General features: G+C 35.9%; 28 protein-coding genes. 21 read left to right on the top strand and 7 right to left on the bottom strand.

Translation table 11 applies throughout. From position 1 onward, the window contains the following. Positions 1-23: 23 nt before the first annotated feature. Complete coding sequence (gene cbpB, locus NST46_RS14120) at positions 24-473, bottom strand: cyclic-di-AMP-binding protein CbpB (protein WP_095308425.1); 450 nt, start codon at positions 471-473, stop codon at positions 24-26. Positions 474-794: 321 nt separating this feature from the next. On the opposite strand from cbpB, the gene NST46_RS14115 reads away from it, so the two are divergent. The 6 genes from NST46_RS14115 (at position 795) to NST46_RS14090 (ending at position 4,441) form a co-directional block, all read left to right on the top strand. Continuing rightward, complete coding sequence (locus NST46_RS14115) at positions 795-944, top strand: cation transporter (protein ID WP_341137755.1); 150 nt, start codon at positions 795-797, stop codon at positions 942-944. Between the two features lie 88 nt (positions 945-1,032). Then, positions 1,033-1,260: a cation transporter dimerization domain-containing protein gene (locus NST46_RS14110; RefSeq protein ID WP_251659084.1), complete on the top strand. Its 228-nt coding sequence runs from the start codon at positions 1,033-1,035 to the stop codon at positions 1,258-1,260. 523 nt (positions 1,261-1,783) lie between these two features. Then, positions 1,784-2,641 (top strand): metallophosphoesterase, encoded by an 858-nt coding sequence (locus NST46_RS14105; protein ID WP_095308423.1) that lies wholly within the window; start codon positions 1,784-1,786, stop codon positions 2,639-2,641. A 293-nt stretch (positions 2,642-2,934) separates the two neighbouring features. Continuing rightward, entirely contained in the window at positions 2,935-3,504 is a 570-nt protein-coding gene (locus NST46_RS14100) for an SCO family protein (RefSeq protein ID WP_095308422.1), read from the top strand. Positions 3,505-3,699: 195 nt separating this feature from the next. After that, positions 3,700-4,173 (top strand): YkyB family protein, encoded by a 474-nt coding sequence (locus NST46_RS14095; protein ID WP_095308420.1) that lies wholly within the window; start codon positions 3,700-3,702, stop codon positions 4,171-4,173. A 67-nt stretch (positions 4,174-4,240) separates the two neighbouring features. Then, on the top strand, positions 4,241-4,441 hold the full coding sequence (locus tag NST46_RS14090) for a hypothetical protein (RefSeq protein ID WP_095308419.1): 201 nt from the start codon (positions 4,241-4,243) through the stop codon (positions 4,439-4,441). Positions 4,442-4,617: 176 nt separating this feature from the next. On the opposite strand, the gene NST46_RS14085 is transcribed toward NST46_RS14090, so the two are convergent. After that, complete coding sequence (locus NST46_RS14085; protein ID WP_095308418.1) at positions 4,618-4,941, bottom strand: hypothetical protein; 324 nt, start codon at positions 4,939-4,941, stop codon at positions 4,618-4,620. A 130-nt stretch (positions 4,942-5,071) separates the two neighbouring features. Here NST46_RS14085 and NST46_RS14080 point away from each other — a divergent pair, with 130 nt between their 5' ends. Continuing rightward, positions 5,072-5,983, top strand: coding sequence for a DMT family transporter (locus tag NST46_RS14080; RefSeq protein WP_341137400.1), 912 nt, complete (start codon positions 5,072-5,074; stop codon positions 5,981-5,983). Positions 5,984-6,312: 329 nt separating this feature from the next. Here the strand turns inward: NST46_RS14080 and NST46_RS14075 are convergent, their stop codons facing one another. Continuing rightward, positions 6,313-6,474 carry an FbpB family small basic protein gene (locus tag NST46_RS14075; protein WP_095308415.1) on the bottom strand — a complete coding sequence of 54 codons (162 nt, stop codon included), beginning with the start codon at positions 6,472-6,474 and terminating at the stop codon, positions 6,313-6,315. A 150-nt stretch (positions 6,475-6,624) separates the two neighbouring features. On the opposite strand from NST46_RS14075, the gene NST46_RS14070 reads away from it, so the two are divergent. After that, positions 6,625-7,788 carry an aminotransferase A gene (locus NST46_RS14070; protein WP_095308414.1) on the top strand — a complete coding sequence of 388 codons (1,164 nt, stop codon included), beginning with the start codon at positions 6,625-6,627 and terminating at the stop codon, positions 7,786-7,788. Between the two features lie 38 nt (positions 7,789-7,826). Here NST46_RS14070 and NST46_RS14065 read toward each other — a convergent pair whose 3' ends face one another. Then, entirely contained in the window at positions 7,827-8,003 is a 177-nt protein-coding gene (locus NST46_RS14065; RefSeq protein ID WP_095308413.1) for an aspartyl-phosphate phosphatase Spo0E family protein, read from the bottom strand. Between the two features lie 271 nt (positions 8,004-8,274). Between NST46_RS14065 and lepB the strand changes: the two genes are divergently transcribed. The 4 genes from lepB (at position 8,275) to NST46_RS14045 (ending at position 11,876) form a co-directional block, all read left to right on the top strand. Continuing rightward, positions 8,275-8,799: a signal peptidase I gene (gene lepB, locus NST46_RS14060; RefSeq protein WP_095308412.1), complete on the top strand. Its 525-nt coding sequence runs from the start codon at positions 8,275-8,277 to the stop codon at positions 8,797-8,799. A gap of 424 nt (positions 8,800-9,223) precedes the next feature. Continuing rightward, positions 9,224-10,384, top strand: a complete 1,161-nt coding sequence (locus tag NST46_RS14055; RefSeq protein WP_340002014.1) for a zinc-ribbon domain-containing protein — start codon at positions 9,224-9,226, stop codon at positions 10,382-10,384. 77 nt (positions 10,385-10,461) lie between these two features. Then, positions 10,462-11,601 carry a S1C family serine protease gene (locus NST46_RS14050; protein WP_095308409.1) on the top strand — a complete coding sequence of 380 codons (1,140 nt, stop codon included), beginning with the start codon at positions 10,462-10,464 and terminating at the stop codon, positions 11,599-11,601. Between the two features lie 137 nt (positions 11,602-11,738). Continuing rightward, positions 11,739-11,876 carry a YjcZ family sporulation protein gene (locus tag NST46_RS14045; protein ID WP_095308408.1) on the top strand — a complete coding sequence of 46 codons (138 nt, stop codon included), beginning with the start codon at positions 11,739-11,741 and terminating at the stop codon, positions 11,874-11,876. Positions 11,877-11,997: 121 nt separating this feature from the next. Here the strand turns inward: NST46_RS14045 and NST46_RS14040 are convergent, their stop codons facing one another. Together NST46_RS14040 and NST46_RS14035 are read right to left on the bottom strand one after the other, a co-directional pair. Further along, positions 11,998-13,362, bottom strand: coding sequence for a TrkH family potassium uptake protein (locus NST46_RS14040; protein WP_158586217.1), 1,365 nt, complete (start codon positions 13,360-13,362; stop codon positions 11,998-12,000). Positions 13,363-13,402: 40 nt separating this feature from the next. After that, positions 13,403-13,813, bottom strand: coding sequence for a YwpF-like family protein (locus tag NST46_RS14035; RefSeq protein ID WP_095308407.1), 411 nt, complete (start codon positions 13,811-13,813; stop codon positions 13,403-13,405). Positions 13,814-14,490: 677 nt separating this feature from the next. Between NST46_RS14035 and NST46_RS14030 the strand changes: the two genes are divergently transcribed. Together NST46_RS14030 and nfsA are read left to right on the top strand one after the other, a co-directional pair. Then, the gene (locus tag NST46_RS14030) at positions 14,491-15,213 is read left to right on the top strand and encodes a hypothetical protein (RefSeq protein WP_095308402.1); all 723 of its coding nucleotides are present in this window, start codon (positions 14,491-14,493) and stop codon (positions 15,211-15,213) included. A 22-nt stretch (positions 15,214-15,235) separates the two neighbouring features. Next, on the top strand, positions 15,236-15,982 hold the full coding sequence (gene nfsA, locus NST46_RS14025) for an oxygen-insensitive NADPH nitroreductase (RefSeq protein WP_340002015.1): 747 nt from the start codon (positions 15,236-15,238) through the stop codon (positions 15,980-15,982). 45 nt (positions 15,983-16,027) lie between these two features. Here nfsA and NST46_RS14020 read toward each other — a convergent pair whose 3' ends face one another. After that, complete coding sequence (locus NST46_RS14020; protein WP_095308399.1) at positions 16,028-16,438, bottom strand: hypothetical protein; 411 nt, start codon at positions 16,436-16,438, stop codon at positions 16,028-16,030. Between the two features lie 206 nt (positions 16,439-16,644). Here NST46_RS14020 and NST46_RS14015 point away from each other — a divergent pair, with 206 nt between their 5' ends. The 7 genes from NST46_RS14015 to NST46_RS13985 all read left to right on the top strand — a co-directional run bounded on the left by NST46_RS14015 (position 16,645) and on the right by NST46_RS13985 (position 20,483). Next, entirely contained in the window at positions 16,645-16,848 is a 204-nt protein-coding gene (locus NST46_RS14015; RefSeq protein WP_095308398.1) for a DUF1657 domain-containing protein, read from the top strand. A gap of 88 nt (positions 16,849-16,936) precedes the next feature. Next, the gene (locus tag NST46_RS14010; RefSeq protein WP_341137399.1) at positions 16,937-17,410 is read left to right on the top strand and encodes a hypothetical protein; all 474 of its coding nucleotides are present in this window, start codon (positions 16,937-16,939) and stop codon (positions 17,408-17,410) included. A gap of 18 nt (positions 17,411-17,428) precedes the next feature. Then, positions 17,429-17,908: a stage V sporulation protein AC gene (gene spoVAC, locus NST46_RS14005; RefSeq protein ID WP_095308396.1), complete on the top strand. Its 480-nt coding sequence runs from the start codon at positions 17,429-17,431 to the stop codon at positions 17,906-17,908. Beyond that, on the top strand, positions 17,908-18,921 hold the full coding sequence (spoVAD, locus tag NST46_RS14000) for a stage V sporulation protein AD (RefSeq protein ID WP_251659089.1): 1,014 nt from the start codon (positions 17,908-17,910) through the stop codon (positions 18,919-18,921). The genes spoVAC and spoVAD overlap by 1 nt, the downstream gene beginning before the upstream one ends. After that, complete coding sequence (gene spoVAE / locus NST46_RS13995) at positions 18,918-19,268, top strand: stage V sporulation protein AE (protein ID WP_095308393.1); 351 nt, start codon at positions 18,918-18,920, stop codon at positions 19,266-19,268. The genes spoVAD and spoVAE overlap by 4 nt, the downstream gene beginning before the upstream one ends. A 14-nt stretch (positions 19,269-19,282) precedes the next feature. After that, positions 19,283-19,480 (top strand): DUF1657 domain-containing protein, encoded by a 198-nt coding sequence (locus NST46_RS13990; protein ID WP_095308392.1) that lies wholly within the window; start codon positions 19,283-19,285, stop codon positions 19,478-19,480. A 145-nt stretch (positions 19,481-19,625) separates the two neighbouring features. After that, the gene (locus NST46_RS13985; RefSeq protein ID WP_340002016.1) at positions 19,626-20,483 is read left to right on the top strand and encodes a DUF421 domain-containing protein; all 858 of its coding nucleotides are present in this window, start codon (positions 19,626-19,628) and stop codon (positions 20,481-20,483) included. Positions 20,484-20,559 lie beyond the last annotated feature (76 nt).

Raw genomic sequence — 20,559 nt, 5'->3', positions numbered from 1 at the left:
TTTTGAGGTGCTGGGAAAAAAGTTTATTTTTTATACGAGCTCGTATAGATATCTTTTTTCAGCTGTTTTAAAATAGCTCTTCTCGTTAAAATACCATCGAAATAACCGTCTTGGTCCACTAAGCAGACAAAGGCGTGATCAATAACTGCATTTAATCCGTCTAAGAGTGTATGTTCCCTTGTAAGAGTTGGTATATCACTACTCATCACTTCTTTAACACGCATTTCGCTAAGCTTTTCAATTTCAAATCGTTCCATGCCTAATATTTGATTTAAGATAACTGTTTTTCCAATGATTCCAACAAATTTATACGATGCATCAAGCACTGGAACAGCAGAATAACCAGATTTCACCAATACTAACAATGCATGCTCTAACGGATTATTTAATTGTACATGGGCAACTTTCTCTGATGGAATTAGTAATTCATCCACCGAGATATTAGCAAATTCCTTATCTTGAATAATACTCATAAAACATACGCCCCTTTATAAATCTATACTATTTATTTGTAACTTCATTTCGAATGCCTGTAATTTCGGACTTGCCACCACATCTATATTAACATAACTAAAATTTGGATACATCTTATAACAAGTTTAGTTGCAAAAATTGTGCACTTATTTCACAACATGAACATATGTTCATATACAATGAGGTTAGTCTAGTACATACAACATTGGAGGTATAATATTTCGGAATACCATCACATGAGCGGAAGCATAATGATTGTTGCATTTATCGGGTTGAGCGAGCGTTAACATTTTTGTCGCTTGGCTACTGATGCGTGGTGAATCAAAGGAAACTTAAATATTCGCAGTGCTTCGCTTCACGTACTTGGTGATTTACTCGGATCCGTTGGAGCACTTACTGCTGGGTTACTGATTATACTATTTGGATGGAATATTGCAGAACCGATTGCAAGTGTTCTCGCAGCTATTTAATTGTAGTTTTATGGGTGACGTGACAGTCTTTGCATATTTTATCGGAAGGTAAACCAGCTAGTATTGATGAATCATTAAAAATAATTTAATGGAATTAGACGGGGTTGGAGATGTTCATGATATCCACGTTTGGTCCATTGCATCTGAATTTCCATCCATGAGCTGCCATCTTATTGTCAATAAGACCGTTGATCGTGATCAAATATTACAAACCGCTAATGAGAAAATTAAAACACAATTTAATATTAATCACAGTACGATCCAGATTGAAGGGAAAGGTTCTCATTTCCACAATAGCTGTGATTCCTATGTTTGACTGTGTAATAAATAACGGAATAACGGATGTTTACTACTATATATATGCCTAACAATAAAGGGGTAGCTAATGAAAATACACAAATTCAGTAAAAATGAAGAAATTGTAAATGCAATTACCCATGGAATTGGTGTATTTATGAGTTTTAGCCAGCCGGCAAGTCTTCTTCAGATTGTCATGAGTTGAAGGAAGTCTCGCTGCCGCTTTAGCGCTTCGTGGTCGTAGCCGTTTCGGTACAATTAACAATTCAATTAAATTTTATGCTCATGATATATCCGGAAAGCATCCGCCAAGTTTTGAGGAAAAATAAGCTAATAGTTAAACGCATTAACCCAAAAACAGTTGATGCGTCTTTCATTTTTAGAAAATTCCATACAAATTAATTATAAGTAAATGGCTGAATAATGTCAATTAGTCGAATTGAAACGATATTAGTACTAAAGATTCTTTTATATTTATACTACCATACATTCGTGCTATAATTTTACCATCTGTTTAATGATTCAAGAAAGGTATGACAAAGATGAATCGACGTACTTTTATTAAAAGATCCATTGGAAGCTTGCTTACTTTCATTGGTCTTAGCGGTGGCACCTACTATTATTCTAAAGAAATTGAAACACACTTATTAAAAGTTACCGAAGAAACCATTTCTTCCCCTAAAATAGATCCCATTTTTAATAATTTCAAAGTAATTCAGTTTTCGGATACACATATTGGATTTCATTACTCATTAAATCAGCTTAAAGAACTTGCGAGGAAAATAAATGCACTAAACCCCGATTTGATTGTTTTTACTGGTGACCTAGTTGACGAACCTAATAATTATCATTGGGGACAAGAGCTAAACAACATTCTTTTATCGATGCAAGCAACCTACGGCAAGTATTGGATATATGGAAATCATGATCATGGCGGCTACGGGACGGATATTGTTTATGAAGTGATGGAACAATCAGGTTTCAATTTACTCCAAAACTCTCATGCTATTATTACAAAGGATAACTCCCATTTCACGCTTGCAGGTGTCGATGATGTCATGCTCGGAAATCCCGATTTAACTGAAGCTTTAAATGAAGCAAATCCCAACCTTTTCACTCTACTGCTTGCACATGAACCTGATTACGCGGATACTGCAGCCGAATTCCCTATTGATGTCCAACTCTCTGGCCATAGTCACGGTGGTCAGGTGCGATTTCCGTTTATTGGAGATTTATATACACCCTTGCTTGCAGAAAAATATGTTCAAGGTAAATATTACTTAAACGACGATAAATTTAAACTATTCGTAAACAGTGGAATTGGAACAACAAGATTACCATATCGCTTCCTTTGCAAGCCGGAATTGCATGTTTACACACTTCAAAATCAGCACATATAATCTAAGAACTTCATTCAAGAAAGTTCCTAATATCCCTGCTGAATATATAGTGGTATGACCGCCTGGTTTTTGAGCAGAAGTAGAATTTTATGGAATGCCCCCCATCTTTACGTACTTCTTTTCGTCATCCATGGATGTGTGAGTGACATTCCATAATGCCTGAAATTGTCATAAAGAATTCATCGGAATGTGCAGCGAATTTAACAGGCAATGTTATACTTACTTTAAATATTGCAAGGGTTATCTTAAAAAAGGTCTTTCAATTATAGATTAGATTTGGAAAGGAGATTCTAATGAAGCATTTATTTATACTTTTAGGACTTAGTATCCTTTTATCAGCTTGCGGAGGATATGCAATCGATTCAAACATCTCCGAAATGGTTACAGACTTTGAGTTTACAACCCAAGACAATGAAACATTAAGCCTTGAGAATCTAAAAGGTGAATGGTGGATTGCTGATTTCATTTTTACAAATTGCACAACAGTATGCCTGCCAATGACCGCAAACATGGCTGCATTACAAACAAAACTTGAAGATGAAGGAATTGATGCGAAGCTTGTGTCGTTTAGCGTTGATCCTGATTTTGATTCACCTGATGTGCTGAAGGCATATGGTAAGAGCTATGATGCGGATTTCACTAATTGGTACTTTCTTACTGGATATGATTTCAATACAATCAAAGAACTTTCTGTCAATTCTTTTCGAAACCTTGTAGAAGCTCCCCCTGAAGGATCTGATCAAGTATATCACGGAACCCGATTTTTCCTTGTAAGTCCTGAAGGCGAAGTAATCAAATACTATAGCGGTACAGAATCAAATGAAATAGATTTAATTGTTAATGATTTAAAGAAAGTTCAATAGTTTACGTTTCAAAATCTGAAGAGCGGAAGTAGACCTGCCACTCTTCTTTTTTTAATTTTCCCACAGGAAATTGTTGGCTATGCAGCTAAGTGAATAATGCATCTCACCCAAATATAAAAAATAATATTTATTTGCCACCGGACAAGCTTTGGGGTACGATAGGTTTAGGATTGAACGATGGAAAGGAGAAAAATAATGAAGCAGGACATACCACTGCAAGACTTGGCTCAAGCGCTTTTCACTATTAATCGCCATGCAAAAACAGCACCTGAACCAAAGCATTTATATCAAATTAAAAAAGCAACAATCAATAAATTATTGGACGAAAATAGAGCTGAAAAAATAGGTCTACATTTTTCAGATCATCCAAAGCGCAGTAATCAACATTCAACATTACTTGTGAAAGTAGATGATTATTTTTTCCATGTACCTCCATCAAAGGAAGACTTCAAACAGCTAAAACATCTTGGTTCCCTTGACCAAAACTATCGGAACCCCCAATCAAAGATGTCATTATCTCAAGCGAAACGGATTGTCTACCGATTTATTGATTGGAAACCGGAAAAGAAAGAGCAGCATAGGCAAAAACGTTACACTTCATCCTACTATACTCCTTCCGCACTAGGAAAAATGGAATGGCCTCCAACTAGTTCACGTCGTAATTCGTAACTCCAACTCCTGTATGTTTATTCCTTATTGACTTAAGGGTATCACACAATCAAAGGAGGAGTTTACCATGCAAGAGCTTCAAAATTTTGTTTATGAATTGCAACGCTACGCGGATCAAACACACACCTTGAAGGACGCGTTTGAGAAGCTCTCCGAAACAGAGAAAGAGTTAGTAATGAATGTAGCCCCACCAAGGTTAAAAGCACCTAACGAATATTTCCAGCCCGTATATGAGTGGCTGGAAGCAATCCATCGATTACGAGAATAAAATGGTTAAAGCACATTGCAGTCTAAACTGCATGTGCTTTTTTTATGGAAATTATATAGGATGTTTCTATACGTGCCGTCTACCAAACAGCCACGTTCAAATTGATATATCATCAATCAGACCGCTTGCACTTTAGTTCACCTTTTTCTATTTAGTTGGATTTAAACTTATCTATGTTAATTTATGATAAAATGCTTAATCAATATCGCGATTGATAAGAGGAATCCAAATAAGGATATGCTTTGAAGTGCAATTTTTGCCACATCCATCTCATTCCCGACTATTAAGTCTATTCCAGAAACGATAGCTATGATAAATAAGCTACTGATAGTGTAGATAAGAAGTCTATCAAATTTCATTTGAACTACCCATATAATAAGTGATTTCACACAAAAATATAGAATCAGTATACTTACAAGACCACAAAATAAATAAACATAATTCGCATCAAAACCAACATTACCAATATGGATAAATGACATTAGTTCAATGTGCTTCAATCCGCTCCCATCCCTCCGAAACTGTTTATTTAACCATTCTTTCCAATGTTTTTATTTCATATACTATATTCGTTTCATTCTTTTGCTATACTCTAAGGTAAATACGATGAGAACAAGGAGGGAATATGGATTGAATAAACCTATATTATTTATTATTTTGGGTGCTGCACTCTGGGGAACGATTGGCTGGTTTGTGAAACATCTTTACGCTTTTGGTTTCACTCCAATGGAAGTTGTTACTTTACGAGTATGGTCTTCAGCTATTATATTAATTATATACATGCTTAGCCTTTCATCGAGCAATCTGAAGTTAAAGCATTATAGCGACGTTAAATATTTCATCGGGACTGGAGTATGCAGTATAATATTTTTTAATTACTGTATGTTTACTGCCATTGAATTGTCTACTATACCGATAGCTACAGCTCTGTTATATACTGGACCAACTTTTGTAACAATTATTTCCTTTTTCTTATTTAAAGAGCCTTTTACACGCATCAAAATTATTGCCCTTTTTATGACTTTATTGGGAACGTGTTTAGTGGTTGGCTTATCACCAGGAAATTTGAATAACCTTGACTTCGCAAGTATATTATTTGGTCTTGGTTCTGGTTTGGGATATGCACTATACAGTATTTTCAGCAAATATTCCTTACAAAAGTATTCCAGTTTACAAGTAACGTCATTTACATTTATTGTTGCTGCAGTGACACTTCTACCCTTTTTTCCATATCAGGAAAAGTTCTCATTGCTGCTCGATGCAACAGCTTTATTCTATGCAATAGGGCTCGGCATTTTGCCAACTGCATTGGCATACATACTCTATACGTATGGCTTACAGTATACAGAAGCCTCAAAAGCTTCTATCTTATCAACTATCGAACCAGTTGTAGCAACACTAATTGGTATATTTATTTTTCTAGAGACCTTTACATTTGTACAAATGCTAGGTATGGGCTGTATTATTGGAGCTGTGCTGATCGTCCAGCTCTACGGGAGAAACAAACGAGTCTATAAACAAAAGAGCAAATCTATCCTTTAACGGTTAGTGAAATAATTTTATTCAAAATATCATATAGTACCTTTTCAAAAAAGAGGATAAAAGGAACCAAAAATTCAAGAAGTTTTGAGTACCGGGCTTCTACATGATATAGACGTTTTTACAAAAGTTCATTGCATCCTTTAACATGTGATGAATGGAAAAACAAAACAACGAGTTTACACAGATTGTGGTGACTTTGACATTTTATACATGTCGGTCTTAGTTGAATATCTTCTGCTCTCGCCGTGTCATTTTTCCCGGACTTTTTTGAACATCCTCATATATACACAAAAGCAGGAATGTTTTCACATCCTGCTCTATGTAACTCCTTAACGATTCATTTCAAGATCCTTATTTCGGAGAGCTTTTACATTTGCTTCTTGCCTTTTCTCTAAACGCATCTCTATTTGTGTAATTCTCTCTTCGTCATTTAATAGATCTTGCTTATTTTGCTTAACTAGTTGTTCAAAATTTAATGCTCTAGGTCTCATCTGTTACACTCCTTATAATGTTCTAACTATATTATACCTCAAATTAATCGTTATAAATCGAAATTATTTGAACATTTTATTAAAAAATTGTCACACTTCTTCAAAATTTTGTCATATTATATTATTTTACAAGAAAAGGCGGTAATTTCCATGCAATCTTTAATCAATAGTAATGTTAAAAATATCCAAATATCAGGTATCCGACGATTTTTTCAAATGGTTGCCGACGAAAAGGATGTAGTCCAACTCACAATTGGTCAACCCGACTTCCACACACCAGATTATGTAAAAACAGCAGCATCAGATGCAATATTCCAAAATAAAACGACGTATACACATAATGCTGGTATTATCGAATTAAGAAAGGCTATCGCTTCGTTCAATGAAACAAATTATGGAATCAGTTATAATCCAGCTTCAGAGATTATTGTAACTACCGGTGCTTCACAAGCAATTGATATTACATTTCGCACGATTCTTTCTCCGGGAGATGAAGTCATTTTACCTGGACCAATCTATCCCGGTTACGAACCATTAATTACACTGGCAGGAGCCAAAGCTGTATTTGTCGATACAACTGGTTCTAATTTTAAACTAACCAAACAAGCATTAGCCGAAAAGATTACACCAAAAACTAAATGCGTTGTCCTGCCATATCCCTCAAACCCTACAGGGGCATCTTTTACAAAAGCAGAATTACGAGACTTAACCGATGCATTAAAGGATAAAGACATCTTTATTCTAGCAGATGAGATATACAGTGAATTACTTTTTGATAGAGAGCATGTTTCGATTGCAAGTTTTCCATCAGTAAAAAATAAAACAATCGTTATTAATGGTTTATCCAAATCACATTCCATGACAGGTTTTCGTATCGGCTACGTTTTAGCTCCTGCCTGGATAAGTGAACATATCTTAAAAGTTCATCAATATAATGTTTCATGTGCCTCATCTATTAGTCAGTACGCAGCATTAGAAGCTCTAACACGTAATTCAAACAGCGTTCAGTTCATGCGGGAAGCATATAAAAAAAGAAGAGACTATGTATATGAACGTTTAAATCGAATGGGTTTAACCGTAAGCAATCCCGATGGAGCCTTTTACTTTTTCCCTAAATTCCCAATTAAGGAAATGAGTTCGTTTGAACTCGGAATCGCTCTCGTCCAAAAAGGGAAAGTGGCTTTAGTTCCCGGCGATAGTTTCTCTTCATTGGGAGAAGGATACATGCGATTATCATATGCTTATAATCTGGATACCTTAACAGAAGGACTGAACCGAATTGAATCCTTTTTACAACACGAGCAGTTACTGTAAATAGCAAAAGCTATATAAAATATCCACGCACATAGATATTAGCTTTTCGTTGATGTTGTTTCTTGTTTTACTTTTTCATAAAGGTTTAATAACCGATCAAGTTCTTGACTGATGTAGACAGATTCATTATCCGTAAATCCCTTTTTTAAAGCTACATCAGTCATTTTTTTACGCAAAAATTCAATACGACTAAGAATATTTTCAGTAGATTCCATTTAAAATAACATTCTCCATTCTTAACTAAATCTAATTTTCAATCATTTTCAGCAATAAGATAACAACCCAAAAAATTTTCCTCTCCCGAAAACAAAACAAACGTTCTTATTATAATTTAGTATACTATTTATAATCAAAATTACCAAATAATTAGAACAAAACTCCGATTATTTCTTTGTACAGTAAAACCCTTACATAAGTTAAAGTTCGATTACTTCCTATGTCTGTGGTACTATTAATATTGAAACTTGTACAGGAGGGGTGACTTCTATGTCGGAAGTCAAAAAGAAAAACGAATGGCTCGAATGGACGAAAGCTATCATTATAGCCATTTTAATCGCTCTTTTCCTTAGAACCTTTATCTTTGCGACCTCTATTGTAGAGGGGGAAAGTATGGATCCAACCTTAGAAGATGGAGAAAGAGTAATTTTTAATAAGATAATTTATATTTTAGGTGAACCAGACCGCGGAGATGTTGTCATCATTCAAAGGCCGACTAAAAATTATGTAAAAAGAATTATTGGGTTGCCTGGTGAGACCATTGAAATAAACGGAAGCGATCTTATTATCGACGGTAAGAAATATGTCCAAACCTTTTTAACGGATGATGCACTTTATAAAACCGGAAATATCGGACCACTTACCATCCCACAGAACAGCTATTTTGTTATGGGTGATAATCGGGCAATTAGTAAGGATAGTCGAAATGGGCTCGGATTTATTCAAGCTGAGGAAATAATTGGGAGATCCGAATTAATTATATATCCATTCAGTGAATGGGCATTAACGAAATAAAAAATCATACGTATCCTTTTTTAAAGGGGCGGCTCTTCGCTGCCCCTTTTCCTATTACTTTTCATTATCCAGCAAACAGTATCCTATGTTAAGCGCGAGAATTCCAAAACAAACTACACCAAATAAAATTTCCATCGATGTGGCACCCCTTTCATTTTACCTAACTGCTAACTTTACAATAATATATCTTAAACTTCCTCTATCATACCAATATCCTCACCCTAAATAAAGCAAAATATGATAAAATCATATAAGGAAATCTCAAGCAATTTAATTAGCTTTATATTAAAACAAAACATTCAATGGTACTATTTTATAAAACAAAAACCTTGTCAGGCAATGTTTTTAACGGTTACCAAGCTTGTCATTTCTTAGACAACACGAAGCACGGTATATGTGCAGTTAAAGCTGGAGGTGGCTTATCATGTTCCACTGCCCTTATTGCGGCACCAACGTAAAGGAAAAGGAACAATATTGTATTAAATGTGGTAGACCGTTACCAAATGATATAGAAAGCCGAATTTTTAATAAAAAGAAATTCAATAAATTCTGGCTTGTTCCAATAATCGTTGCTTTTCTTATTACCTCCTTTTCAGGGGTATATCACTTAATTTTAAAAAATCAAACTGCTGATGCTAAAGAGCTATATGCACAAGGGGAACAGCAATTCACAGAAGGGAACTATGAAGAAGCACAAAAGCTTTTCTCAAAATCGATCGATGTTCACCATAATTTTGAACAAGCAGAAACATCACTTAAGTTCTCTGATATTGCCATACAGATTGAGGAATCGTTAAATGATGCAAAACACTTACAAGAGGAAAAACGTTTCCAAGAAGCCAACACCATCATACATGATGCATCTGCGCTTTTAAATAATTATAATGGCTTAGCAGTTGACCAAATGATTAACCAAATAGAAACTGTCCGCAGCCATTTAAAAATCGCAGAGCTCACACATAACTTAGAGCAAGATCCTACTATCGATGACTTAAAGATTATGCTTTGGGATGCAGAAGCTATTAATCACGAGGGGGCGGACGAGCTTACACAGACAATACGTAACCAGATCATTAATTATTCCTTCACAAAAGCAAGTGAACAACTGAACCAAAAACAGTTTAATGATGCACTATTGTTAGTAGAAGACGGATTAAAATATGCACCAGAATCAGAAAAGCTTGATAGTCTTCAAATAACGATTGGAAAAGAGAAAACTGCATTTGAAACAGCTGTTCAGCAACGTATTGAGCAAGCAATGAATAGTGCTGCACAGGAAAATGAGTTAAATGAAAATGATGCGATTGAGCTCGTTTCTGCAAGTATAAAAAAGGATAAGCAAGACAACATCTTTGTTCAAGGCAAGGTAAAGAGCGTTGCCACTGTGCCGGTACACTCGGTGGTTATTGAATACACAATCAAAGAAAAAGATGGCTCGGAAATTCTGACAAACGAGGTTGTTACATTTCCAGATGTCCTCTATCCCGATGAAACTGGTAAATTTGAATTCACACATTATGATTTAGATAAAAAACCGAGCAATCTTGAAATAAAGATAAGTAAAATTACATGGTATACAGAATAATTCGAAGCAAAAAACGAGTTCAAAAAAAAGGATTAAATACAAGCTCTATAATAGTACCATCAACGAGGTGAACATCTATGCGAAGCAGGCGACACCTGCCTATTATTACATCGGTCATCATATTAATCATCGGCACGATTGTAATCTTTAATTTTCATAGTAACTGGAAAGCACAAGAAATTCCAATAAATAATCCGATGGTAACCAAAATTACACAGGATCTGGCGGCAATCGATTTAAAATCGATTATTCATGAAGCCGAAAAAACGGTCATACAAATTGAAGGTCAGAATGAGCAAAGTACCTTTACTGGTTCCGGTTTTCTATATAATGAAAAAGGTGACATTATTACCAATGCACATGTTATTAAAGATGCGGATGCAATTTACGTTCGTACCGCCAACGCCCAAATATATCCTGCTGCTGTCGTAGGAATCGGTGAAGATATTGATGTTGCTGTTATTCGAGTACCACAGTTAGCCAGTCGGACTCCCCTTTCTATTGCAACAGAACACATAGCTGAAATTGGCGATGAAGTAATTGCGCTTGGGAGCCCGCATGGCTTTCAGAATACAGTAACACTTGGTATTATTTCTGGTAGTGATCGTCATTTTAATGTGGACGGATATAATTACTCAAATGTTTACCAAATTTCAGCACAAATTTCTCAGGGGAATAGCGGTGGTCCATTAATCAAACGAGAAACTGGTGAAATTATTGGTATTAATTCTGTAGGAACACAAGACGGTACAATTGGTTTTAGCATTCCAATTGTCGAGGTGCTGGACCAGATCACACAATGGTCAAATGAAGCACAGAACGAACAGCTTGAATTCTCAAGTATTACAGACCTTATTCGTTCTTCTGATTCCGAGCAAGTACTTGATGGAGCAGTGTACTTAACCGAATACTTTTTAGAGAATATATCTATCCGCGACTATGTTGGAGCATATACTCTGCTTGGAAGTTCACTCCAATTGGATTCCTCCTATCAGGAATTCAGAAACAGGTATATTAACATCGTATCACTTGATTTTTCTGAAGTGGATAGCACCATTATTGAGAACAATCGAATCAAGACAGTGGTCGATATAACTATAGAACGGAATGTGCCGAATAAGCAGAAAACCAAAAAAGAAACGAAACCATATGAGTTTATTATAGGATATGAAAATGATCAATTAAAAATTCTCAGTTACAAGGAACAAGCTGAATAGAATAGTTATATGTAAAGGACTTTGTAGATTTTGGCCTTAAACATGGCGAACGATAATTCTAAAAATTAGTGCAAACGTCTATACACAATTTCCCTAATTGCATAAAGTAATACTGTACAATCGGGAGGTGAAAAAGCATGGGCTTTGGATATGGCGGATACGACTGTGGAGGAGGCTACAACTACGGCTGCGGTGGTGGCTACGGAAGCAACTTCGCACTAATCGTTGTGCTTTTTATACTATTGATTATTGTAGGAGCTGCGTTTTACTGCTAATCATTAAAAAAATGGCTTGTGCTAACCAACATATAGCACAAGCCACTTTTATTTTTATTTAAATGGAAGTAGTTGAATGCTGAATACCTTAACCTCATTGACAACATTTTTTTGTCATTATTTATCCAATAATAACTCTTTCTTTAGGATAACTGTATTTCTCTTTCTTTTTCTTTTTTGTAAACATGAGTAGAAAGGTTATAATTCCAACTCTCCCAATAAACATAAGCAACATAAGAATTATTTTGCTAAACGTACTCAATTCTCCTGTAATTCCTAGTGACAATCCAACTGTTCCAAAGGCAGATGTTACCTCAAAAAGAATTTGATCTAATGAAAATGGTTCAACAATTGACATGAGTAAAATCGAGCTAAACACAAAAATAAATGCAACTAATGTAACTGTTACGGCTTTAGACATATCTCCCTCATAAATTTCCCGATTGAATATTCGTACACTCCTTCCACCACGAATATAAGTAATGATGAAAATTAACGCTAAAGCAAATGTTGTTGTTCGAATTCCTCCACCCGCACTGCTCGGTGAGGCCCCGATAAACATCAAGAACGAAAGAAATAAATGGTTTGATTCTGAAAGTAAGCTTACATCCATAGTTGATAGACCGCCACTCCTAGTTGTTACTGATTGGAATAAAGCGTAGAATAACGATTCATGCCATGATTTCCCCACAAAGAAATGATTTATATCCAGTAAAAAAATACCTAATGCCCCTACTCCAATTAAGGTGAAAAATGTGAACGTTGTTAGCTTTGTAAACAAACTGAACCGAAAGAAATTTCGCCTGCCCTTTTTAAAAAATACGTATTCCTTTACTTCTATCCAGACCGGGAAACCAATCGCTCCAAGGATAATTAACAACATATAAATAAATTGCACGAAATAGTCATGGTCGTACGGAATCAATGATTGACCAGTAATATCAAAACCCGCATTGGAAATAGCACTAATTGTGCCGAAAAAGCCATGCAAATATGCTTCACTTGCTGTTGGAAAATATCGTAGAAAATACGTCCCCAAAATAAGAAAACCAATAAATTCAATGACAAGTAATACATAAATTATTTGTTTGATTAAACGTACCATACCCTGAAAACTTGACTGGTTCTGATCCGTCATAATTAAACTTCTCTCTTTAAGGCCGATTCGTTTTCCTAGAACGAGCCAAATCAATGTGCCGATAGACATAATACCGACTGCACCTAATTGCATAATCATTGCAAGCACAATAACTCCGAGTGTACTTAACGAATCGACAATCGATATTGTACTTAATCCAGTAACACTAATTGCACTTACCGATGTAAATAACAAATCAACAAAGGCTATCTCTACTCCATCTTGATGTGTAAACGGTAATGCCAGTGTAAATGTGGATAGCAATACGGCAATAAAGTAGAACAATAATAACATTTGTACCGGTGATAAGCGATTTAATATCCGATACTTCGAATGATGCATTTTCATAATTTTTCTCCTAGCTGCTAAAAAATAGAATCAAAGAACACTAAGCCAGTTCTTTAAATTTTACAAGTAATTCCCTTCCCTGATAACCTTGCTCAATAAGGTCTGTTAGCAAGTCTTCAATTATGTGTTTTCGTCGGTCGATAATGGTACCGATAAACAACACATTGATCTTGTCTCCAATCTCATTTATTCCAAGAATAGTCGTGATAAACGTAGCAGGTTCATTGCTTTCTTTTGTAATCGTTGCTTGAACCATTATTTCCCCCTGCTCCCCATGAAGCTTATTGAAGTAATTAAGATATGATGTATCCGTGTAAGCTTCAATCAACCACTGTCCTTTATCATCTTCTCTGTTGATAATAAGACCATCAAGCAGCTTAATATTCGTTTGTTCGATCTCTTCATCATCATGGTCAACAACTTCTAAACGCTTCAACTTAAATGTCTTCACCTTACTCCCCTTCTTCCTGCTTCTAATTCATTAAATAGAGTGTATCAAAAAAAAACAAAAATTAGTATGTATCCATGAAATTTTTCTAAAGTATAGTCAAACCTTACTACAAACAACATAGCTAACCATTAAACCTTGACTTAACGAATGGATTACGAATAGAACAGTATATGGATTGTAAGTTTATATTTGAAAGAAACTGCGAACTAACTTCTCGGCTGTTTTCTTCAAGTATGTGCAACAATCGCCGTCCGGGATCGCTCCGGGCGGATGCTTTCCGTGGGCACGGCTTCAGCCTCTCCGGAAGAAACCCACTTCCGGTGAGTCTTCAGACACGTGCTGTTCCCACTGGAGTCACCGCCCTGTGCTCACCCGGACTGGTAGCGCATCGATATCGTTTTTATTAATTCCACAAGTAATAATTGGTGAGCATATACTAGCGAAGTATATTTCCGGAGCGGGTAGACGCACAATCCATTTAAATACACTAATCCACAGTTTATATAAATTATTAAGGAGTGTGATTGGTTCGTGTGTCTTTTTAATTATTCAGGCTAATAAAATCGTTGTGATTATTGTATAATTAAATATATTCATCTAGTGGAATATTCTAATCTCCCCGACTGAAGACTCCATCACCACTTTGATGAATATAATAAACAAATGGAGCGATTTGTATGATGAAATGGATTCCTTTGGTCATATTATTACTGTTAACAGGTTGTTCCGGTTCTGCTCCAGCTATTATCGAAAAGATAGATACCGTACCGGACGAAACAGAAAAAGAACCTGTTCTTATTGAACAGCAAGAAGAGGAAGAAAGCGAGGAATTTATTGAGTTTTCTCTGGAGGATGAACAAATTCTAATCAGCCTAAAGATGGTGCCTATCTTAAACGAATACCTAAAAGGAGTAAGTAACAGGAAACAAGTCATTAACAAAATGCATTTAGAAAGAATATCTGCTGAATCCCATGACATTTATTTACTTGAGTTTTCCTGTGTTCATGATTTATGCTCTTATCTACTCTTTCATCCAACGAATGAAAAATTAGCTTATCTTGTTGCAGATATTGCAAAATTCAGTGGTTCCATTCTCTCACCAAATGAATCAAAAGTTGTTCTCCATTTTAGTCGATTCCATGCAAGTATTAGCAACTTAGATACGATAGTAGTTGTTGATCTAGATAACTGGAAGCTGCTTTCTTTGAATAATGAAAAAAGTAATGATACTATTTTAAATTATAGGTGGCCATTTCTTTCTATTGATTGGTTAGATAATGATAGCATTACAATAGCTACTCCAGATATCATTGAACCAACTCCCGAACTCCTCACAGAGTGGCATGAAATCGAGGATGGCCCTACAATTCATACAATTTTTAGTTTCACTTCAGATTAACTAAATAAGGAGGCTTTTACATATGAATCAAACAATCGAAACAATACTGAACCATCGTTCCATTCGAAAGTTCAAAGCTGAAGCTATAACGGACGAACAAGTCAACACAATTATCAAAGCTGCACAGCAAGCTTCGACATCCAGTAATGTAATGGCATATACCATTATTGGTATTTCCGATAACGCATTAAAAGAAGAGCTATATAAGGTTTCCGGTCATTCACATGTAAAAAACAATGCTCATCTATTGGTATTTTGTGGGGATCTGCACCGTATCAACCAACTTGCGAATGCAGATGAATCGGTTTCCATTGAAGATAATTTAGAGAGTACAGAACAATTCATTGTAGCAACGATTGATGCTTCACTTGCAGCACAAAATGCAACAATAGCTGCTGAATCGATGGGACTAGGTATCTGCTATATCGGCAGTCTTCGAAATGATATTAATCGTGTAAATGAACTTCTAGAATTGCCGAATCATGTTATCCCACTATTTGGGCTTGTCGTCGGCTACCCGGACCATCAACCAGATATTAAACCAAGATTACCTTTAGAAGCTGTTTATCATCAAAATAAATACTTGCCATTTTATGAGCAGCAAAAGCATATTGAAGCATATGATCACGAGATGAAGCAGTATTATCAAACACGTTCCTCAAATACAAAAATAGATACGTGGTCTGATCAAATGGTACGCAAATTTAGTCAGCCAACAAGAATGGATGTATCCCCTTTTGTAAAACAAAAAGGATTGAATTTAAAATAAAAGCTAAATATAAAAACGATGTATTCAAGTAGAATGCATCGTTTTTTAATCGAACTCCAATTTTTCGATATGTTGAAAATTTATTGGTTCTCCATCCACCCAAAACTTAGCACTAATTTCCAAATTTAAATCTGAAATTTCCGGATAATCAAGCAAAATTGTTGGCTGGTGATAAATACTCCCCCGCCGAAGTGTCTTCGCTAACTTATCTCCAGTAAAATTATGTATCGTTTCATCAAAACGAGCGGATACTAATGGCGTTTGATGTTCGAGTAAAATATCCTCTTTTCCAACATATTGAAGGGAGCATTGTATCTGAATTCCATCGTCTACGTCTTCCACCCTCATATGAATAAGCAGGTTATCTTCAACTTTAATCGTGGAGGTTGATGTTACAACCGACCCTTTCCCTTCTCCATCAATCAACATAACCATCGCAACAAAGCTTATTAACAAGATAGTAAAAAAAGCAATACCCCTTTTTATGACTTCCCCTCCTCCACCAAAATATCTCCCACTATATATGACGAATCAACCTACTAAAATGTTTCAAAAATAGTATTATTTACTTATTTTAACTGTAAATGGAAATAAATACAAAGTATATTAACTCCATTTTAATTCACTATAAATAGTGTAAGTATACTCGAGGAGGGATCCAGGTGACAGTAGCAAGCCAAGTAAAACAAACAATAGCTGGCTTACGAAGTGCTCAAGCGAGTTTTGAACAATTTGCGCTTCAAACAGAAAATAAACAAGCAAAGCAGGTCTATCAAAATGCTGCACAACAAACAATGAACATACTGCAAACCGTTGAACCAAGAATGGCTCAAATCGAGCAAGAAGAACCACAATATAAACAGTAATATAAAGTCGTCAACGCTCGTATGATATGTATTTCCCGATATAAAAGAGGTTGTCTTCTGGCAGCCTCTTACATATCTTTAATGAAAGTTGAGTGTGAATATGTATAAAAAAAGCTTTGTTCTATACGTTGGTTTCGTAATTTTACTTACAGCATGTGGGAATGACCTATCCATGGAACCCGCTGATAACAATGAAAAAATTGATTTAACTAAAATATCGAATGAGACATTAATAAGTCAACAGCCATCCAATAAAGCCAAAGATCTTCTCCGTAAGCATGATGAGATTATAACGGTGAAAGCAGTCAATACAGATGAGACAATGTTGATAGCCATTGAAATTGAACACATGAAACGCTTGGAGTTAGCAAAAATACAAAAGCAATATCAGAAAGAAATGAAAAAACAGTTTAAGGATTTAGATGTTGAATTATCTACAGACAAAAAAATAATTATCGAACTGAATAAACTCGAAAAGCAGATAATTAATGCTGAAATTCAAAATAAAGAATTAAAAAAGAAATTGAAACAGATTGTTAAATTATCGAAAGAACAGACCTAGCAGAAAGAGTGATAACCAATGTCAGATGAGAAAAAGAAAAATCTCCCTCCTGAATCACAGCAGTATCAGGATTTTCAATCAAAAAGAGAAGTAAAAAGGCCTATTCTAAAAAATTGCATTAAAGCCTTTCTCGTCGGCGGTTTCATTTGTTTTATTGGGCAAATTATAACTACCTTTTACATCTATTTTTTCCATTTTACAGAAAAAACCGCTGGAAACCCTACAACTGCAACATTAATTTTCATCACCATGTTACTGACAGGATTCGGTTTTTATGACCGGATTGGTCAATTCTCTGGTGCTGGATCGGCAGTACCTGTTACAGGGTTTGGTAATGCGGTTATCTCAGCCGCCATCGAATATCGAACGGAAGGTTTTATTTTGGGTGTTGGTGGTAATATGCTGAAATTAGCTGGGCCAGTCATTGTTTACGGTGTATTCGCCGCATTTGTCATTGCTTTAATTAAGACGATACTCATACAATGGGGTGGTTTATAATGCTTACGGGACATCGAACATGGATATTCCAAAACAAGCCAGTTATTCTTACAACCGGAACGATCGGCGGGCCTTTTGAAGCAAATGGCAACATTCCCGAGGCATTTGATATTTTGCATGACGATATATGGTTACAGCAAGACTCCTTTGAAAAAGCACAACAAACAATGATGGAGGAAGCTTGTCAGACCGCCATTAAAAAAAGCCCAATTGATAAGGAGCAGGTAGAATTCTTTATTAGTGGTGATTTAATCAATCAGATTACGCCAACAAGCTTTGCCGCAAGCACGATGGGACTCCCTTATTTTGGATTGTTTAGTGCCTGTGCGACTTCCATGGAAAGCTTGGCATTATCTGCTGCAATTATCAACGGGAATGGTGCAAATTATATACTAAGTGGCTCATCTAGTCATAATGCTGCGGCCGAAAAGCAATTTCGTTACCCAACAGAATATGGGGGACAAAAGCCACCAACAGCACAATGGACTGTTACAGGTGCAGGGTGTGCCTTAATAGCTAAAGAAGGTGTCGGACCCATTGTCACTTCAGCCACAATTGGAAAGGTAGTTGATATGGGAATGACAGACCCATTCAATATGGGTGGTGCAATGGCTGCAGCTGCTGCCGATACAATCGAAGTTCATTTAAAAGAACGAAATGTAGATCCATCTTTCTATGATTTAATCATTACAGGTGATCTTGGTCATGTCGGAAGAGAAGTGTCACTTGATTATATGCACGGGCGGAATATCCCAATTGAAGATGAGAAATATGTTGATTGTGGATTAACAATTTATCGAGAGGGGCAACCAGTACTTGCTGGCGGTAGTGGGTCTGCCTGTTCTGCAGTTGTAACCTATGGGCATTTTTTAAAGCAACTGATCCAAGGGGATTTAAACCGGATTTTAGTTGTTGCTACTGGCTCCTTGCACTCTCCTTTAAGTGTCCAGCAAAGTGACCCAATCCCTTGTATCGCACATGCAGTATCAATTGAAAGAAGTGAAATTTTATGATTTTTTTCTGGGCATTTCTTATAGGTGGATTAATATGTGTTATCGGACAAATTATGTTTGATGTTTTTAAGCTATCACCAGCCCATACATTAACCATTCTCGTTGTTAGTGGAGCAATCCTGGACGGGTTCGGATGGTATGAACCCTTAATCGACTTTGCTGGAGCCGGTGTAACTGTTCCGATTACCAGTTTTGGTAATTCACTCGTCCATGGTGCTATGCAAGAAGCTGAACAACATGGAATTATTGGGGTTGTCACCGGAATGTTTGAAGTAACAAGTGCTGGTATTTCAGCAGCAATTATTTTCGGAGTAATTGGTGCTCTCATCTTTAAACCAAAAGGATAGTCGGAGGTGATCATATGACTGTTGGTTCACAGGTTAAAGGCTGTTATTCATCCATTAAAAGTATTGAAGCGAGTCTTGAAATACTTGCTAACAAGGTTCAAGACGAAAAAGCAAAGCAAGCTTTTAACCAGGTCGAACACATCATTTCAGATGTAAAACAGGATTTGCATTATCAAGTTATTGAAATTTCGAAGCAGGAACCGCAATATTAGAGAAGGTTCATTAAAGGGGTTCTCATAAAAAGCATCCTTGCTTTCCTAGAGAGTAAAAGCTTATGGACGAAAGCCTTAGTTAAAGTGATACAGAAAAGAATGTTCTATACCTTAATATCTGTCAAGCAGAAAGGATTGAAAGCTAATGCCAGAATGGATTATTATTATTTTGAGATCTCTAACATTAATTGCTTTGTTATTTTTCATGGTGAAATGGTTAGGGACAAAGCAGTTATCACAGCTAAATATATTTGAAACCATTTCGGGCATTGTACTTGGCGGGATTGCCGCTATTCATACAATCGATCCAAATACGAATTTCGCACACGCTGCCATCGCAATGATTATCTGGTTTATCGTTCCTTATGGTGTTGAAAAAATCGCGCTAAAAAGCAAATCTTTCAGAAATTTCACACAAGGTAAAAGCACTGTATTCATTCAAGACGGAAAAATCATGGAGGACAACCTTAAAAAAGAAGGTTATTCTACAGATGATTTATTGGAAAAGCTTCGAGACAAAAATATATTCCTTGCCTCAGATGTTGAATTCGCCGTTTTGGAGCCTACTGGATCGTTAAATGTATTACCAAAAAGAGAAAATTTACCACTTACAGCAAAAGATCTTGGTATCACACTATCTCCCACAAAAGAACCACAAACCGTAATTATGGATGGAAAGATTCTGCTTGAATCATTAGCAAATTTATCTCTAAATCCGAATTGGCTAGAAACCGAGCTAGATAAACGTAATATTGCTATTGAAAATGTATTTTTAGCCCAAGCAGATAACGATGGGCAGCTTTTCATTGACTTATTCGATGACCAAATCGCTGTTCCTGCACCCACTGAAAAGCCGCTATTACTTGCAACCATGAAGAAATGCCAAGCAGATTTAGAGCTCTTTAAACTAGCAACTGAAAATCCTGAATCAAAATCGCTTTATGATCGAAATAGTAAAAAAATACAACAAGCAATTGATTTAATTTCCCCCTATTTAAAATAGTCTCTATTTTCTTTAGTCATTTTCGTGTACGATGGAAGAAGAAATCTTCCAAAATATACACGAAAAGGATTGAATA

It is taken from the genome of Oceanobacillus sp. FSL W7-1309 (assembly GCF_038002145.1).
GTDB classification, from domain to species: Bacteria; Bacillota; Bacilli; order Bacillales; family Amphibacillaceae; genus Oceanobacillus; species Oceanobacillus profundus.
Note: the sequence above shows the minus strand (reverse complement) of the source record. Positions and strands in the feature narration are given on the sequence as shown.